Origin of the sequence: Massilia sp. 9I (genome assembly GCF_902506415.1) — a bacterium.
Classification (GTDB): domain Bacteria; phylum Pseudomonadota; class Gammaproteobacteria; order Burkholderiales; family Burkholderiaceae_D; genus Telluria.
This window is the reverse complement of record NZ_LR733275.1, coordinates 5381761-5397622: the sequence shown is the minus strand read 5'-3', so window position 1 is coordinate 5397622 and position 15862 is coordinate 5381761. Positions and strand designations below refer to the sequence as shown.

Below are 15862 nucleotides of genomic sequence, written 5' to 3'. Positions count from 1 at the left end.
GAAAGCCGGTTCAGACACCGTCCTGCACACCGCTCTCGGCGGCAAACTCCTCGCGGAAGGCCAGCAGCCGCGCCAGCCGTTCCTCGGCCAGCGTGCGTCCGCCGGCCGTTTGCATCATGCCGGGCAGCTTGGCCAGCTTGACCATGATGTGGTCGAGCGCATAGCTGCGGTCATCAAAAATGCGGTGGGCGCCGAGCGGATCGTCCGGATGCGCCAGGCCGCTCCCCATCCGGCCTGCAATGTAGAACATGCGCGCCAGGCCGACAGCGCCGAGGCCGTCGAGCCGGTCGGCATCCTGCACGATCTTCGCTTCCAGCGACTCGGCCGGGATATTGGCCGAAAAGCTGTGGGCTTCGATGGCGTGCGCCACGGCGTCGAGCTTCTCCGGCGGGAAGTTCATCCAGGCCAGCTGGTGGCGCGCCAGCTGCGCCGATCGGCGCGAGGCCTGATCTCGTTCGGGATCGTTCTTCGGCAGGTTGACCAGGTCGTGCAGATAGCACGCCGCCATCACCACCAGCGCGTCCGCTTCCGGGTGCTGCACCAGGAGCGCCTGGGAATTGCGCCACACGCGTTCGAGGTGGGCGCTGTCGTGGGCGCCGTCTCCGCCGCTGCTGCCCGCCGCCATGGCGGCCAGGCGCGGACGCCAGGTGGCGAGATCAAGGTTCGGTGGGTTCTTTGGGTCGTTCATGCAATTCTTCGGAAACTGTGGGCGGCACGGCGCGCTGCGACAGCGCGTCGGCATCGGGATTCTTGTGGCGCGGGATCCAGCGCAAGGTGGCCCCGGGCAGGCGCGCGAGCAGGGCACGCGCCTCGGCGCGGTAGGCGCGCAGCGCCGGGGCGCTGGCACTGTCGGGCGCGTTGACGTCGTCGATCACGACCTGGCTGTCGCCGTAGACGGCAAGCGTGTCGGCGCCGTGTTCGGCGGCGGCTTCGAGCACGGCGATCAGGGCGCGGTATTCCGCTTCGCTGCTGTTGCCGTAGCCGGCGGCGCGCGACAGTTCGACGCGCAGGCCGTCCGGGCCTTCGAGCACGGCGCCGATGCCGCAGCGGCCCGGATTGGGCCGTGCCGAGCCGTCGAACCAGGCGCGCCAGGCCGGGGCGGCGGACGGGATGCGGTCGCGCCTGGCCTGCGCCGCGTCGACGTGCGCGCGGCGGGCCAGGGCCCCGTGTTCGCTGCGCAGGCGCGCGGCCGCGCGTGCTGCCAGCAGATGGTCGAGTCCGGCGACGCCGGCGCGCAGGATAAGCGTGGCGCGTAGCGCGTCCGCTTCCGGCATGCCGGTGCGGGCGGCGAGCTGGCGGCTGGTGGCGATTTCTCCCTTGAAGGCGGCGGCGAGCAGGGCGGCGTGGTCAGGCGACTGAGACATGGTGCAAGGATAGCAAAAAGGCAGCCGAAGCTGCCTCTTTGTCCGTTTTCGGGATGCCGGTATCAGCGGCGGTACGGATTTTCCGGACGGTTGTCGTAGCGGTTCGGTACGCCGTCGCCATCGCGGTCACGGTCCCGCGAATTGCGGACGCCGTCGTTGTCGAGGTCGCGGTCGTAGCGGTTCGGGACGCCGTCACGGTCGGTGTCGCGGTAGCCGCGGCGATCGTGGTCGTAGCGGCGGCCGTCGCGGTAGTAGTCGCGTCCGTCGCCACGGTAACCGTCGCGGTAGCCGCCACCGTACACCTGGGCGTAGCCGCGGCGCTCATAGCGGTCGGGGATGCCGTCGCGGTCACGGTCCCAGCGCGCCGGTTCCATGTACCAGCCGCCCTGGCGCTGCGACCAGCGCGGCGGGGCGTACACATAGCCGGGGCGCGCCGCGACGTAGTGGCCCGGCACCCAGGCGTGGCGGTGGCCACGCCATTCCCAGTAGCCAGGGGCCCAGACGTAGCCGTGGCGCGGGCCAGGCATGCGTTCATAGATGGGCGCCGGCGGGGCCGAGCCGATATAGACTTGGAAGTCGGTCTGCGCCATCGCGGTCAGCGGCGAGAAGGCAGCGCCAATGGCGATCAGGGCAGCAAGGGTAAAGGTAGGTTTCATGTCGGGTCTCCAAATCCAGAAGCGGATGACCCACTATATCGCCGGAGGTCGGCGGAAGGGAGCGTTGAAGCAGATACTTACATCTGAAACAGATGGGGTGGCAAACCCTGCAGTAGGCCGAAACAATTCATGCCGCCACCAGCCGCCCGCTGTCGCCGGGTTGCGACAACGGACCGGCCTGCGGCACTCATCCACGCGCTCCGTCGGCCAGCTTTTCTTCGGCGCTCAGGCGCTTGGCGGTGACCTTCACGACCGCGATCTTGTCGCCGCTGCCGACCATCGCGGGGTCGGCGCTGTAGTTGCGGGCCTGGGCTTCGGGGATGGCATCCAGCAGGTAGCTGCCCGAGACGGCGAGGCTCATCGCGACGACGAACACGGCTTCCATATGCTTCATGACGTTCATGGTATTTCTCCTTGCGGGTGGGTTGTCGATGTGTGCACTGTAGGCCAAGGCTTCCCTGGCCGCGAGGCGATTGCGACGAGACGCGGAAAACGCGGGATGACCTGCAAAAATCGCGCGTGAATGTGCCCGCACCGGATGCGCACTGATGGGTTTCACCGGCCCTCCGCTAGGGTCTTGCGAGCGGCGCACCCTGCCGCGCCAACCAGCGGACCACGATGACAGCCACACTCGCCTCACTCATGGGCAGCTTTGCCGCCAGCCGCACTGCGCGCCGGCGCGCCCGCAACCTGCGGCTCGGCGCACAGCCGGCGGTATCGCGCGGCGTGTCGGTGAACCTGTGGGCGCTGCTGGCGTTCGGCGCGGCGCTAGTTGGCGCCGTGGTGCTGGCGCTCGCGGCGCGCTCGCTGCCGGCGGGTGGGCATGCCGCTTCAAGCGGTAGCGCAGCGCTGGCAAGCCTGCAACCGCTGCTGGGCGGCGTCACACTGCGCGTCCCGCGCGAGCCGGGCATCGACATCGTCCAGCACGGCGGCGCCGCGCTGGTGGTGGCCTCCGGCATGCGCCTGGACGCCCCCGTGCGGATCGACCTGTGCACCCAGCTGCTCGATCCGCAGCGCCCGCTAGTCCTGCCGCTGCGGATCGGCTACCCCTTCGCCGAAGCGGCGGCCTTGGCCAGCGCGGCCGGTACACCGCCACGTAACGTGCTCCTGGGGATGCCGGGTTCCGCTATGCCGCGCGTCGAACTGCGCGGCGATGCGCGCCAGCCGCTGCGCCTGGGCTGGAACGCCGCGAACGGCCGGGCTGCCTGGATCGGTGACGCCGGCACTGGCGTGGCCCAGCGCGGCAGCCGCGGCGAGGGCATGCTCGGCAAACAGGGCTGGCTGGTGTGGAAGGATGGCGCGCTGCGCTTCACGCGCCGCGCCAGCAATGCCTGCCCGCAGGCCGGGGAGCTCTTGCTGCAGCGCGCGGTGCCGGGTACGGCCGGCATCGGACTGGTCCAGGCCTTCGGCCACGGCCTGGCGCCGGCGCCGCTGCAGCTGGCGGCAGGGGAATACCAGGTGCCGGCAGCCCGTCCCCGCGGGCTCGAAGACGCCTTGTTATTCGAACAACTGCAGGCGCATGGGCTGGTTCACCTGGGCGGCAACGGCCTGGCCGAGCTGGCGCCGCGCGACCTCGCCGGCTGGCACGCCGCGGCGCCCGACGGCCGCGCGCCGCTGCCGGGCTGGGACAAGCTGCCCCTGGACGAGGAGGGCCGCCGGCTGCTCGACCGTCTGTATTACCGCGCCGACGGCGCCTTCGTGCGCGAACAGCTGCGCGTCTTCAATAGCGAACGGCGGCTGCTGGCCTGGCGCGTGCGGCCGGGCAGCCAGCGCCAGTGGCAGGCCAGCGTCGGTGGCGTGCCGGTGGCGCAGGACGAAGGCTTGCCGGTGGCGGCCATGCGCCTGTTCGCCCGTCTGCCGGAAGGCTGGGCGCCATGGCGCCGGGTCGGCGCCTGGGACAGCGGCGGGCATGCACCCAGCGCGCTGCTGGCCCTGGACGCGTCTGCGCCGGCCGAGCTGTTGCTGGCTGGCCGCGTGCGCCGCATCGAAGGTGCGAGCGCGTTGACGAGCAGCGCCTGTGACGGACGCGCCTGTCGGGAACCTGATGCCGTCCAGCGCGTGCGGTTGACGCCGCTGCCGGGTGCACAGCGCATCCTGCTCGAAGTCGAGCCGCTCGACCTGGCGCAGCTAGTCGGCAGCTCGGACGCAGCCTATCGCCATGTGCGGGTGGAGCAGGGACGGCTGGTCTGGCATGCATTGCCGGCGACCGAATCGTCGCTGCGCCCCGCGCTGGCCGAGGTGCAGCTCAGCGGCAGCAAAGGCGAAGCCCTGTGGGCGGACGGCAAGGCCAGTGCGGCGGCGCAGGCGGCCGGACTCGGTCCGCTGCTGGGCGTACACCGTGAACATGCGTCGAGCGTGGCCGGCATGCTGGCCCGTGTGCCGGGAGCCAGCCATACGGCGCGTCTGAGCCTGGACCTGCGCCTGCAGGCAGCCGCGCAGGCGGCGCTCGACTGCATTGCCCTGGGCGAAGGCAAATGGGACGGCAAGGCCTGCGTCGGCGCCCGTCCGGTAGCGCAGGGCCGCCAGGCCGGTTTGGTGCTGCTGGATGCCGGCAACGGCGACGTGCTGGCCGCGGCCGGCGGCGGCGTCGGCAAGCTGGACCCGAACCGCTGGCAGGAAGTGCGCGATTTCGATCGCGCCGACCCGGCGCGCAGCCCCTTGCGCCTGCCGGCCTTCCAACACGACGGCGGCGCCGAGCGCGCGCCCGGCTCGACCTTCAAGGTGGTGACGGCGCTCGGCCTGGAAACGGCGGCGCGCCATGACGCCCGCCTCGAGCGCCTGCTGCAGGGCCAGCCGCTGGCCGAGATCGACGCCATGGCGAGGGAAAGCGGCTACGGCTTCCGCATCGGGGCGCCGAGCTATCCGGTCGACGGCAAGGCCCGCGTCACCAACTTCCGCGAACAGCTGGCCGGCGCCCGCGCCGTCGAGGGACGCTTCGGCCTGGCGCAGGCGATGACGCACAGTGTCAACACCTGGTTCGCCTGGAGCGCCGAACTGGGCGACCGCAGCCTGGGCGGCCAGGCGCAGGGCGGGGTGCCGGGCGTGCGCGAGATCGAACCGGGCGCCATCGATGCGCTGCGTCCCGTCGCCGGCATGGCGCGCCGGCTGGGCTTTGGCGCGCCGCTGCGCCTGGACGGCGGCCTGCTGCCGGAGGACTTCCGCTGGTCCGCCTGGGACGCGCTGCAGGCCAGCGCCTCCATGCTGGACCCGATCCAGACCCGCCACGAAGTGCGCCAGATGGCGATCGGACTGCGCATGCAGGCGACGCCGCTGCAGATGGCCCTGGTCGCGGCCGCGGTCGGGCAGGGCGGATTGGTGATGCCGCGCCTGCTGCTGGAGCTCGACGGGCGCGAGGCCAAGGTGCAGCCGGGGGCGGAGCTGGGCGTGCGCCTCGACCGCATCCGCGCCGGCATGAAGGGCGTGGTCGATCGCGGCACCGCGGCCTCGGCCTTCCGCGGCAAGGAATTCGACCGCTTGCGCCACGGCCTGTTCGGCAAGACCGGCACCGCACCGACGGGCGAGGACGGGATGGCGACGGTCTGGTTCATGGGCTGGCTGGAGCCGGGCAGCCTGCCGGGCCAGACCCGCCGCCTGGCGTTTGCCGCATTTGTCAGCCAGTCGAGCCTGACCGGCGGCACCCATGCCGCGCCCGTGGTCGCCGCCCTGTTGAAATCCATGCAAGACCAGTCTCCCGAACAGAAGGGGGAATGAGCCTCATCTGCGCGCCTCGATTTTGTGTTTGTATGGCATCATCTGTTGACAATCCGCCCTCGTGCGGATGGCCATCGAGGATGAGGAAGGTATGCGTTTGCCGGGAACCCGGTACCAGGAACACGGTTGGGAGCAGGTCCGCAAGTTGCTGGGGCAATGCTCGCTGCAGGCGTTTGCGCGCATCGATCCCGCATCCGTCGACGACGCGCTGCTGCCGGAATACGTCGACACCGTGGCCCGGCTGCTGCGCATGGATGGCGGCCGCGGCGACGCGCCCGGCAACAGTTATGGCGACACGGTGCGCGAACTGGCCCTGAGCCTGGTCTACGAACTGCAGGCGCGCCCGGCCGACTGGGCGGCGCTGTGCGCGGCGGTCGGCGGCGAACAGGCGCGCATGGGCGCGTTCTGGCGCGCCCCCGGCGGCGACGCGCTGCTGCGCAAGAAATTCAATGACCTGTACGCCGTCCTGCGCGACAAGGTGGACAGCGACAACTATCAGGTCGCCTGCGGCCGTCCCTGCAGCCCGAACCGCATGTACGCTTACCGGATGCTGGATACTGCCTATGGCGAAGTGGCGCGCCTGTTTGCCGGCTGGCGCGAGCACCGCGAGCAGGTGGGCGCGATCCTCGGACGCGAGCTGGCGGCGGAACCGATCGAAACGCGCCAGCTGGGCAGCGTGGCCGACTGCCGTCCCGAATGGATCCTGCGCTGGAGCGAGACGCTGGAGCGATTCGGCAGCGCACCCGGTCCGCTCCATACCCGCTCCAAGCGCTTCGCCAGCCTGAAGGACAGCCCGGAGAAGATCGGCGCCATGCTGCGCGAGATCGGCGAATACGAGGCCTTGTCCGCGAACGCCGACCGCGACTGGCTGCAGGACGCCGTTGATGCCGGCGCCTGGTTGGATGACTACTGGCGCGTGCTGGGTGAATCGGAGCAGGCCAGTACGCCAGGGCCGGACCGTATCCTCGAGGCGCAGCAGGATGCCCTGGACCTGGCCGAGGGCGAGCCGATCGAAGAGCCGGCCGAAGCGCTTCCCCTGCTCGACCCACTAGTGGTGGAGCAGGTTTCACTGTCCCCCAGCTACCTTCAAATGGCAGCGGCGGCGCAGGAGCGCGGCAGCTGGGCGCTGCGGATGATGGAGAACGATTCGCTGCCGGTGCGGCTGGCGGTCTACCTGAAGCTACTCGGGCCATTCGATGACAGCTATCCGTGCGAATGGCTGGATGCGGCCACCGGCGAACTGCCGACCATGCAGCAGCTCGCGCTGCTGGATGCGGTCTCGCTGCCGACCTTGCGTAAACGGCGCGACGCCGCCATTGCCCGCCTGGGCGCGGCGGCCGGCCAGAAGGAGGAATGAGGATGGGGATGACGATACTCGATCGCAGGCTGCAGTCGCAGCTGCTGGCAGGACGCCGGGTTGAAGGCGACCGCCTGATGCTGGACGACGCCGTGCTGCTGGCGGCGCTCGACGGCAGCCGCCCCTTGAGCGCCGGCGAACGCGCCGCGCTGCGGGCCTCGCCGCTGACCGCGCGCCGCCTGCGCACGCTCGCCGATGCGCGCCGCGCCCAATCCGCGCCGCGCGCCTGGCGCGGCAGCGCCGGCATGCTGCGCGCGGCCGACAGCGGCATGGCGCTCGACACCCTGGTCACCGACGACGGCGCCTGGCGCCTGCATTTCGTCGCGGACCGGGTGATCCTGCAGCTCGACCCGCAATCGCCGCTGGCCGCCACCCTGCTGCGCGGGACGCAGGCGCTACGGGTGCTGGATGGCGCCGGCAACACCGTGCTCGCAGGGACGCTCGACAGCGACGGCGAATGCGAGGCGGCATGGCCTTTCACTGAAGCGCCGGCCGCGCACTTCCAGCGTCACGGCGCCCGTTTCACCGTGGAGCCCACCAGGTAGCCAGCATGCTGAATCTGTTCATCCGGCCGTTCCGCCAGCCGCCGCCCGACTTGTCCGGCCTGGGCGCGGGCTTCATCGCGCTGCCGCTGGCAAAGGGCTGCACGGTGCCGGCCGGCTGTTTTGCCGTGCTGGCCACCAAGGACGGCCATACCCGGCGCCTGAGAGAAGGGGCGCGTCTGGCCCCGATCGAGGGGGAGAGCGCCTGGTGCGTGCACCCCGGTCCCTACCAGTGCGAGCTGCAGCCCTTTGCTGCGGCGCCGGAGATCGGCCTGCGCGTCGCCTTTGCCATCGACACCCCCGATCCGCGCGAAACCCATCAGCGCTTCGACCTGTTCCTGGCAAGCGAAGGCGGCGAGCAGGTCGCGCTGGAGGGTTTCGTGGCGGCGCTGCAGGCCGCCCTGCAGCGTGAACTGGCCCAGGGCAACCTGGAGCTGCCGCCCTGCACCAGCTTCGAAGAGTGGAATGCCTTCCGCACCGGCTTCAACCAGCTGCTGTACACGCGCTTCGGCGTGATGGTGGATGACTGCGTGCCGGTCGACCTGGGCGCCGCCCGCGACCTGGCGGCTTTACTGATGGCCAGGCTGGCGCTGCAGCCGGCGCCGCAGACCCCGGCGACGTCGCAGCAGGAGGCATTCGACCCGGCCCCGGAGGATGCAATGGCCCTGCGCCGCCTGTTCCTGGAGCTGCCGGGCCTGATGTGCGGCTGGCGCCTGGCGATCCTGCCGGCGGAATGCGCCGACTTCCGCCGCCACCAGGAACTGCTGCGCCGCCTCGACCTGGTCAGCCTGGCGGTGGGCACGATGCCGGCCTTGGCGCTGTCCGCGCCCGGCCAGCCCTTGGCGGGAAGCGAACAGCTACGGCGCGCCCGCCACAGCCGGCGCGCAGCAGCCGCGGTGGACGAGGCCTGGGCCCTGCTGGCGCGCATGAAGCTGAGCGATGCGGCCATGGTGCCGCTGCTGCTCGACGAAGCCGACCGCATCGTCGCCAACCTCGAATGCGACTGCGCGGCGCGGCGCGAGGTGAGGGCATGAACGCGCCCGCCGTGAACGTGCGCAGCATCGCGCCGGACGGCTCGCTCCTGACCGTCACCGCCACCGTGCGCCCGCGCGCCGGCCGCGCCGACGTCAAGTGCAGCGTGCCGGACGCCCCGGAACTGGCGGCGCGCATGCAGGAAGTGGTGCGCCTGGCGCGCCACACCGAGGCCCGCGTCGATACCCGCGAACAGGTGGTCTTGAGCCTGGACCGCGCACCCATGCAGGGCAGCCGCGACTGGGAGCTGGCCTGCGTACTGGCCGACCGCATGGTGCGGGGACTGTGGCAGCCGAGCGCACCGGTGGTTGCGAACGGCTGGTCCGACGGGTGGGAACGGGGCCGCATCGACGGCCACGGCCTGCGACAGGTGCCGGTGGGCGTGCTGGCGGGCGGCGAGGATGGCTTGCCGCATTTGGGCGCCTTGACCGGGCATCCCGATCCGGCGGCAGCCGTGTCGGCGGCGCGGGCCTGGTTCCCGCTGTACAGCGGCGGCGCGGGCGACAGCCTGTGCTGGGTGGAAGTGAGCGTGCGTCCCGCAGCGCTCGAGGGTGAAGAAGAGGCGAGCATCGCGGCGCCCGGCGTCGACGCCGGCCTGCAGGCTCGGGTGCGCGCGGTGTTGACAGGTGCGCGCCACTTCGACGGCCGCGGGCTCGGACAGTGGCGCACCACGGTGCGTTTCGGCGAGGAGCGCTTCCAGGGCGGCTCCTTCGAACTGGCCCTGGTCATGGCGGACCGTATGGCGCGCGGACGTGAATTCCTGGCGCGCGGGCGGGTGCTGGCGACCGGGCAGTCATCGAGCTGGCATGCCGGACGGGTCGAGACGGTCGAGGGCGTGGAGCCCAAGTGCGCCCTGATGGAGCGCGAAGCCGCGCCGGGCGATCGGATCCTGGTGCCGCGCGCCTGGGAAGCGCAGTTGCCGGCGGGCTGGCGCGAACAGATCCGCTTACGTGGCGCTACGCTAGCGTGCGTGGACAGGATCGGGATCATTTGAATCGCGCCCGGCTGGGCTAGAATCGGTATATTGAAGGAGTCGGATATGTTCCAGATGTTCGGAGTGAAAGGCGCCAGCTGCCCGCGCTGTGAGCGCAAGAATGGCGGCGACGCGCGCTATTGCGCCGGCTGCGGCCTGATCCTGGGCGCCCCGCGCAATGTGCCCGTGCTGCGCGAGAACCGCTGGGTCGCGGGTCCCGACGAACTGGCCGTGTTCTTCGGCGTGCGCGAACTGTCCGGGGTGTTCGTCAAGACACTGCGCGTGCCGGCCACCGCGCGCGCCTACATCCTGCAGGGCGACAAGGCCACCGAGGTACCGCAGGGCGAGTACGAGATCGAGGGCTTCTTCACGCGCCTGAATCACCTGCTGCGCGACCAGCACGCCGAGATCCTCGTCACCCGCACCGGCGCGCTGCCCGTGGACTTTCGTTTCGACGAGGTGCTCACGTCCGAACAGCTGGCGGTGAGCGCGCGCCTGACGGTCAGCCTGCGCATCGAGAACGTGCCGGCCTTTGCGCGCCACTTCATGACCACGCCGGGCACCATCGGCGTAGGGGAACTGCGCGAGCTGCTGGCGGCGCCGCTGCGCCAGCTGGCCGAGGAATTCGTCGGCGCCCGCTCGATCCGCGAGATGGCCGGCAACCGCGACTTGCGCGAGCAGCTGGACCAGCGCCTGCAGGGCGGCCTCAAGCTGCTGCTGGCCGAATACGGGCTGGCGGTGGTCAAGGTCGATACCGTCGAACTGCGCCACGACAAGTACGACGCGAACCGCGCCAGGGTCGGCAGCCTGTGGCTCGCGGCGGACGAGCGGCACGTTCAGATCGAACACGCCAAGCACCTGGACGATCTGTATGACGCCGAGGAATGGCAACGCCTACGCCGCGCCGAGCAGCAGGCGCGCGTGCGCCAGCGCGAGGCCGAACTGCGCCAGGACGACGCCATCGCCCGCGCCGAGACGTCGCTCAAGGGCGCCGACCGTGCCCACGCCGTGCGTGCGCGCCAGATCGAACTGTACGCCCGTATCCTCGACGCCCAGTCGCGCAAGCAGGCACTGGAGCGCGGCGCCGGCGACGTGCTGGCCGAACTCGAACACGAGCTGGCCAAGAAGGGCGCGCGGCGCCTTGATGAAGCCCTGGAATGGAAGCACCTGCGCGCGCTGGCCCAGCTGCGCATGCGCAGCGAACTCGAAGTGGCGCAGCAGGATGCGCGCCAGAGCCAGGTGATCGCGCGCCAGCGCTTTTCGCAGCAGCTGCTGCAGCAGCAGATCCGCTACAAGATCGAACAGGCGGCGCTGATCGAGGACGCAGACCGCCAGCGCGCCGAGCTCGCGCACCTGCGCGCCAGCGAAGAGGATGCGGCGCGCCGCGCCCGCGAGATCGACGAGGAAGAACACGTCGCGCGACGCCAAGGCCTGGTGCTGGCGAACGCCGCGCGCCGGCGCGAAGCCGAACGCCTGCAGGAATGGGAAGACGAGCAGGCGCGCCAGCGCATCGAGTCCACTCGCACGGCCGCCCAGCAGGACAAGCTGCAGCGCACCATCGAACTCGATGCGCGCCAGGCGCGCGCGATGCAGGACGTCCAGCTCGATGGCGAAGAGCGCCGTCATGCGCTGGAATTGCGCCGGCTGGAAGCCTTTGCGGCGATGGACGATACCGCCAAGCTGGCCCTAGCGGCGGCGCCGAACGCGGCGCTGCTTACTGACTACATGAAAACGCGCGTGCATGCGGGCATGGATGCCGACCAGCTGGCTGCTTTGGCCGGCCTGGCGGGCGCGGGCAAGCTGACGACCCAGGAAGCGCTGCAGCTGGTGCGCGAGGAACAGGCGCGCCGCGAGGTCGAGGTGGACCGCGATCGTCGTCACCAGGTCGACTTGCTGGCAACCCAGGCGCGCGCCCTGAAGGACAAATAAGCGAAGCAATGCAGACTGCCATCGACAAGATTCGCGAATTGCGTGCGCTGCACGAGGACGGCTTGCTGAGCCGGACCGAGTTCGACCTGCGCAAGAATGCGATCCTCGATGCCGCATACGTTCCCGCACACGCGGGGGCCGGCAGCGAAGAAGAGGAAGCGCCCGCGCCGCGCGCGCGCCCCGGCACCGAGATCGGCCTGATGGTGGGCCAGGAAGTCGGCCCGCAGAACCGGCGCTACCGGCTCGAGCGCCTGATCGCGCACGGCGGCATGGGCCAGGTGTGGCAGGCAACCGACCTCGCCACCCATGCGGAGCTGGGCCACAGCGCGCAAGTGGCCCTGAAGATCCTGCCGCCGCAGCTCACGCAGTCCGCGCTGCAGTCCAAGCTCCTGATCCAGGAAGCCACACGCGCGCGCCGCCTGGCCCACGAGAACATCGTGCGCGTCTACGAATGGGCGCAGGATCCGGCCACCGCCAGCTATTTCATCATCATGGAATGCCTGGAAGGCGAGGACCTCGACAGCCTGCTGGCGCGCGAGGGACGCCTGTCCTTCGAACGCGTACTGTCCTTGATCGACCCGGTGGCCGAGGCCCTCGACTACGCCTGGGACAAGCACGGCCTGGTCCACCGCGACATCAAGCCCGGCAACGTGTTCGTCACCAGGCGCGGCGAAGTCAAGCTGCTCGACTTCGGCATCGCGGCGCGCGCCCGCGGCGGCGCCGGTTCGCTGCTCGACGCGCCGGGCAGTTCCGGCACCGCGGGCTACCGCGCGCCCGAGGCCGGCAGCCCGAACGGCCAGCCGGCGCCGGCACTGGACGTGTATGCGGTGTCGATGATGATCTACCAGATGCTGGACGGTGCGTTGCCGCCGGAACCGTTGGTGGCGCCAAGCAGCCTGAAACCGCATCAGTGGGAAGCCCTGCGCGCCGGCTTCGCGCGCGACCCGGCCGCGCGCCCGGCCAGCGTGCGCGCGCTGCTGGAAAACCTGAAGAACGCGGTCGGTCCTTCGCCGGAAGAGATCGCGGCGCGCGAGGCGGCCGCACGCGCCGAGCAGGAGCGCCGCGAACGCGAGCTGGCGGCGCAGCGCCATATCGAAGAACAGGCCAGGGCCGCCGCGCGTGCAGTGATAGACCAGCAGCGCCGCGAACAGCAGCGCCGGGAACGTGCGGCCCAGGAAGAGGCGCGGGCGGCGCGCAAGGAAGCGCTGCGTCAGCAGTTGCTGGCCAAGCGCGACGAAGAAGTGGCCAAGGCGCGCCTGGCGCAGGAAGAAGCGCAGCGCAAGGCGGCGCAGGCCAAGGCCGCCGCAGCCTACCTCGCCGAGCAGAAGCGCGCGCGCGAACTGCAGGCGGCGCGCACGGCGTCCGAGCTGCAGCAGCTGATGCCCACCCCTGGCAGTCCGGTCGCGGACGGCGACGGCGTGCTGGTCGATGCTTTCCTCGACGGGGTCGGCAGCGGGCCCACGCTGGTCCTGATTCCGACCGGCCGCTTCCAGATGGGCTCCCACGAACACGAGCGCAAGATCGCGATGGCGGCCGGCGCGCAAAAGAGGTGGCTGGAGCGCGAAACGCCGCAGCGCTGGGTCGGCATCGAACGCCCCTTTGCGATGGGGCGCTATCCGGTCACCGTGGGCGAATGGCGCGTCTTCGTGCAGGCCACTGGCTGGGAGCCGCAGGGCGAGGTGAACTGGCTCGAACCCGGCTTCCCGCAGACCGATGCACATCCGGTGGTGGGCGTCAGCTGGCACGACGCCCAGCATTACGTCGAGTGGCTTACCAAGGCCACTGGCAAGCGCTATCGGCTACCGAGCGAAGCGGAGTGGGAATACGCCTGCCGCGCCGGCACCCGCACCGCCTTCAGCTTCGGCGACACCATCAGCCCGGAGCAGGCCAACTACGACAGCACCTTCACCTATAACGGCAGCCCGCGCGGCGCTTATCGCCAGGGCACCACGCCGGCCGGCATGTTCCCGGCCAACCCGTGGGGCCTGTACGACATGCACGGGAACGTGTGGGAATGGGTGCAGGACGTCGTCCACGAGAACTACGAAGGCGCGCCGCTGGACGGCAGCGCCTGGGAGACCGGCGGCGACCAGGCCCGCCGCATCCTGCGCGGCGGCTCCTGGCTGTACAATCCGCGCTATCTCCGTTCGGCGCTGCGCAACGGCTTCTCCAGTGTGCTGTCGAACGACATCGTCGGCTTTCGCGTGGTGCGCGAGCTGATGTGAGGCGCGCGGAGTATTTCACCCCATGACCGTCTTCCACCGGCCGCTGCTCGCAGCTGCCATCCTGCTGGCGGTGACTGGCGCCCAGGCCCAGACGACGCTGGCGCTCGTCGATGCCGCGCGCGCACGGCCGGTGCCGATCGATCTCTACCTTCCCGCCAAGGCGGACAGCTGCACCCCTGAACGGCCTTGTCCAGTCGCGCTCCTGAGCCACGGCTACGGCATGGGAAGCCGCGAGTACGGCTTCCTCGCCGAGGCCTTGAGCGCGCGCGGCTACCTGGTTGCCAGCATCGGCCACGAAGCGCCGGGGGATGCGAAGATGGATCCGAACGGTGACCTGCCTCGCCAGCGGGCGGAGATGGCCGCACGCGGCGCCGCCAACATCCGCTTCGCGCACACGGTGCTGGCCCGGCGCTATCCGGGCTACGACTGGGGGCGCACGGTATTGGTCGGCCATTCGCTGGGCGGCGACAGTTCGGCGTGGCTCGCGCGTACCGACCCGGCCGGCATCGCCGCCCTGATCACCCTCGACAACCGGCGCGCCGCCTTGCCGCGCTCTGAGCACATCCGCGTGCTGAGCCTGCGCGCGGCGGACACCGGCGCCGATCCGGGTGTGCTGCCGACGCTGGAAGAACAGCGGCGTTTCAAGGCCTGCATCCTGCCGCTGCCCGACTCGCGCCACAACGACATGGCCGACGGCGGCCCGCCCGAGCTGCGCCAGCGCATCGTCGACGCGGTCCTCGCTTTCCTGACGCCGGGTCCGAATGCCTGTCCCGCTACGTCGGATGGTGTACAGTAAGCAGACCACTCAAGCACGGAGAATCGCCATGGCCATTGCGCACCTGTTCAAATCGCATGACAAGGACCTCGGCGGCGGCTTCACGGTGCGGCGCATCCTGCCGGCAGCCGCACGCCAGTCGGTCGGGCCCTTCCTGTTCTTCGACCACATGGGACCGGTGGAAGCCCAGCCTGGCGCGCGCCACGACGTGCGGCCGCATCCACACATCGGCCTGGCCACAGTCACCTACCTGTTCGAAGGCGCCATCATGCACCGCGACAGCCTCGGCACCGAGCAGCGCATCGAGCCAGGTGCGATCAACTGGATGACGGCCGGCAGCGGCATCGTCCATTCAGAGCGCACCCCGGACGACCTGCTGGACCAGACCCGCCGCACCCACGGCCTGCAGCTGTGGGCAGCGCTGCCCCGCGAGCACGAGGAAGCGCCGGCCGCCTTCTCGCACACCCCGGCGCAGGACATCCCGGAAGTCGAATTCGAAGGCGCGACCGTGCGCGTGCTGGTCGGCACCGCCTTCGGGAAAACCTCGCCGGTACCGACCTTCAGCACCACGCTTTACCTCGACGTCCAGCTGGCGCCGGGCGCATCGATCGACCTGGGCGGTCTGCCGGAAGAGAGCGCCGTGTACGCGCCGATGGGCGCCATCGAAGTGGATGGCGAAGCGATTCCCGCCAATACCATGGCCATGGTGGAGCCGGGCATGCCGGTGCGGGTGTCGTCCAGTGCGGGCGCGCGCTTCGTGCTGGTCGGCGGCGAGCCACTGGACGGACGCCGCTACATCTTCTGGAACTTCGTATCGTCGAGCCGCGAGCGCATCGAGCAGGCGGCGCGCGACTGGGAAGCGAATGCCTTCGTGCCGGTGCCGGGTGACGATGAACGTATCCCGCTGCCGGCCTGGCCGGCCGCGTGGCGCCATGAAGAGCGACGCGATTAAGCCCGATACGAGGAGGGCCGAATAAAGTCCTCCGTACCCCTTGGTCTTCCAGGCACGACGAATAAGGGAGGAATATGCTGAAGACGCATACGCGAAGTCTCTTCCGCTTGCTGATACCAGGACTGCTGGCGGGTGGACTGTGTGGTGCGGCTGTGGGCATGGGCTTGGTGGACCCAGGCGTCGGAATACCGGCAGCGGTCTGTGTGGCGCTTATTGTCGGGCTGTCGATTCGACGGCTCAGGCGTCGACTTAAGGAAGCTTCGGATCGGTAATGGGCCCGACAGTCGACACGAGCTCAGTATGACCTCGATGCCGATGGGCGCAAGCGCTTGCCTACCCTTTAGGA

The 15862-nt window shown here is 70.3% G+C and carries 13 protein-coding genes; 9 read left to right on the top strand and 4 right to left on the bottom strand.

Features of this window, described 5'->3' with window-relative positions; translation table 11 throughout:
- Nucleotides 1-10 precede the first annotated feature (10 nt).
- From GV068_RS24250 to GV068_RS24235, 4 genes are all read right to left on the bottom strand, one after another.
- Nucleotides 11-688: an HD domain-containing protein gene (locus tag GV068_RS24250; RefSeq protein WP_159704090.1), complete on the bottom strand. Its 678-nt coding sequence runs from the start codon at nucleotides 686-688 to the stop codon at nucleotides 11-13.
- On the bottom strand, nucleotides 657-1364 hold the full coding sequence (locus tag GV068_RS24245) for a ribonuclease HI family protein (protein WP_159704089.1): 708 nt from the start codon (nucleotides 1362-1364) through the stop codon (nucleotides 657-659). The genes GV068_RS24250 and GV068_RS24245 overlap by 32 nt, the downstream gene beginning before the upstream one ends.
- A gap of 62 nt (nucleotides 1365-1426) precedes the next feature.
- Nucleotides 1427-2020, bottom strand: a complete 594-nt coding sequence (locus GV068_RS24240; RefSeq protein WP_159704088.1) for a thrombospondin type 3 repeat-containing protein — start codon at nucleotides 2018-2020, stop codon at nucleotides 1427-1429.
- A 187-nt stretch (nucleotides 2021-2207) separates the two neighbouring features.
- A complete protein-coding gene (locus GV068_RS24235; protein WP_159704087.1) occupies nucleotides 2208-2423 on the bottom strand; it encodes a hypothetical protein in 216 nt (71 codons plus the stop codon).
- Between the two features lie 215 nt (nucleotides 2424-2638).
- Here GV068_RS24235 and GV068_RS24230 point away from each other — a divergent pair, with 215 nt between their 5' ends.
- From GV068_RS24230 to GV068_RS24190, 9 genes are all read left to right on the top strand, one after another.
- Nucleotides 2639-5731 (top strand): penicillin-binding transpeptidase domain-containing protein, encoded by a 3093-nt coding sequence (locus GV068_RS24230; RefSeq protein WP_159704086.1) that lies wholly within the window; start codon nucleotides 2639-2641, stop codon nucleotides 5729-5731.
- A 91-nt stretch (nucleotides 5732-5822) separates the two neighbouring features.
- Nucleotides 5823-7088: a hypothetical protein gene (locus GV068_RS24225; RefSeq protein WP_159704085.1), complete on the top strand. Its 1266-nt coding sequence runs from the start codon at nucleotides 5823-5825 to the stop codon at nucleotides 7086-7088.
- A gap of 8 nt (nucleotides 7089-7096) precedes the next feature.
- Nucleotides 7097-7633, top strand: coding sequence for a hypothetical protein (locus tag GV068_RS24220; protein ID WP_229464474.1), 537 nt, complete (start codon nucleotides 7097-7099; stop codon nucleotides 7631-7633).
- A gap of 5 nt (nucleotides 7634-7638) precedes the next feature.
- On the top strand, nucleotides 7639-8664 hold the full coding sequence (locus GV068_RS24215) for a hypothetical protein (RefSeq protein WP_159704083.1): 1026 nt from the start codon (nucleotides 7639-7641) through the stop codon (nucleotides 8662-8664).
- A complete protein-coding gene (locus tag GV068_RS24210; protein ID WP_159704082.1) occupies nucleotides 8661-9656 on the top strand; it encodes a hypothetical protein in 996 nt (331 codons plus the stop codon). Before GV068_RS24215 ends, GV068_RS24210 begins: the two co-directional genes overlap by 4 nt.
- A 45-nt stretch (nucleotides 9657-9701) precedes the next feature.
- A complete protein-coding gene (locus tag GV068_RS24205) occupies nucleotides 9702-11564 on the top strand; it encodes a hypothetical protein (protein ID WP_229464473.1) in 1863 nt (620 codons plus the stop codon).
- 8 nt (nucleotides 11565-11572) lie between these two features.
- Entirely contained in the window at nucleotides 11573-13789 is a 2217-nt protein-coding gene (locus GV068_RS24200) for a bifunctional serine/threonine-protein kinase/formylglycine-generating enzyme family protein (protein WP_159704081.1), read from the top strand.
- A gap of 22 nt (nucleotides 13790-13811) precedes the next feature.
- Nucleotides 13812-14585 (top strand): alpha/beta hydrolase, encoded by a 774-nt coding sequence (locus GV068_RS24195; protein WP_159704061.1) that lies wholly within the window; start codon nucleotides 13812-13814, stop codon nucleotides 14583-14585.
- Nucleotides 14586-14613: 28 nt separating this feature from the next.
- Nucleotides 14614-15516, top strand: coding sequence for a pirin family protein (locus GV068_RS24190; RefSeq protein WP_159704058.1), 903 nt, complete (start codon nucleotides 14614-14616; stop codon nucleotides 15514-15516).
- Nucleotides 15517-15862 lie beyond the last annotated feature (346 nt).

Bases quoted from the DNA above. Each gene is read 5' to 3' on its own strand.
- GV068_RS24250 (WP_159704090.1), bottom strand. From the start codon at position 688: ATGAACGACCCAAAGAACCCACCGAACCTTGATCTCGCCACCTGGCGT.
- GV068_RS24245 (WP_159704089.1), bottom strand. From the start codon at position 1,364: ATGTCTCAGTCGCCTGACCACGCCGCCCTGCTCGCCGCCGCCTTCAAG.
- GV068_RS24240 (WP_159704088.1), bottom strand. From the start codon at position 2,020: ATGAAACCTACCTTTACCCTTGCTGCCCTGATCGCCATTGGCGCTGCC.
- GV068_RS24235 (WP_159704087.1), bottom strand. From the start codon at position 2,423: ATGAACGTCATGAAGCATATGGAAGCCGTGTTCGTCGTCGCGATGAGC.
- GV068_RS24230 (WP_159704086.1), top strand. From the start codon at position 2,639: ATGACAGCCACACTCGCCTCACTCATGGGCAGCTTTGCCGCCAGCCGC.
- GV068_RS24225 (WP_159704085.1), top strand. From the start codon at position 5,823: ATGCGTTTGCCGGGAACCCGGTACCAGGAACACGGTTGGGAGCAGGTC.
- GV068_RS24220 (WP_229464474.1), top strand. From the start codon at position 7,097: ATGACGATACTCGATCGCAGGCTGCAGTCGCAGCTGCTGGCAGGACGC.
- GV068_RS24215 (WP_159704083.1), top strand. From the start codon at position 7,639: ATGCTGAATCTGTTCATCCGGCCGTTCCGCCAGCCGCCGCCCGACTTG.
- GV068_RS24210 (WP_159704082.1), top strand. From the start codon at position 8,661: ATGAACGCGCCCGCCGTGAACGTGCGCAGCATCGCGCCGGACGGCTCG.
- GV068_RS24205 (WP_229464473.1), top strand. From the start codon at position 9,702: ATGTTCCAGATGTTCGGAGTGAAAGGCGCCAGCTGCCCGCGCTGTGAG.
- GV068_RS24200 (WP_159704081.1), top strand. From the start codon at position 11,573: ATGCAGACTGCCATCGACAAGATTCGCGAATTGCGTGCGCTGCACGAG.
- GV068_RS24195 (WP_159704061.1), top strand. From the start codon at position 13,812: ATGACCGTCTTCCACCGGCCGCTGCTCGCAGCTGCCATCCTGCTGGCG.
- GV068_RS24190 (WP_159704058.1), top strand. From the start codon at position 14,614: ATGGCCATTGCGCACCTGTTCAAATCGCATGACAAGGACCTCGGCGGC.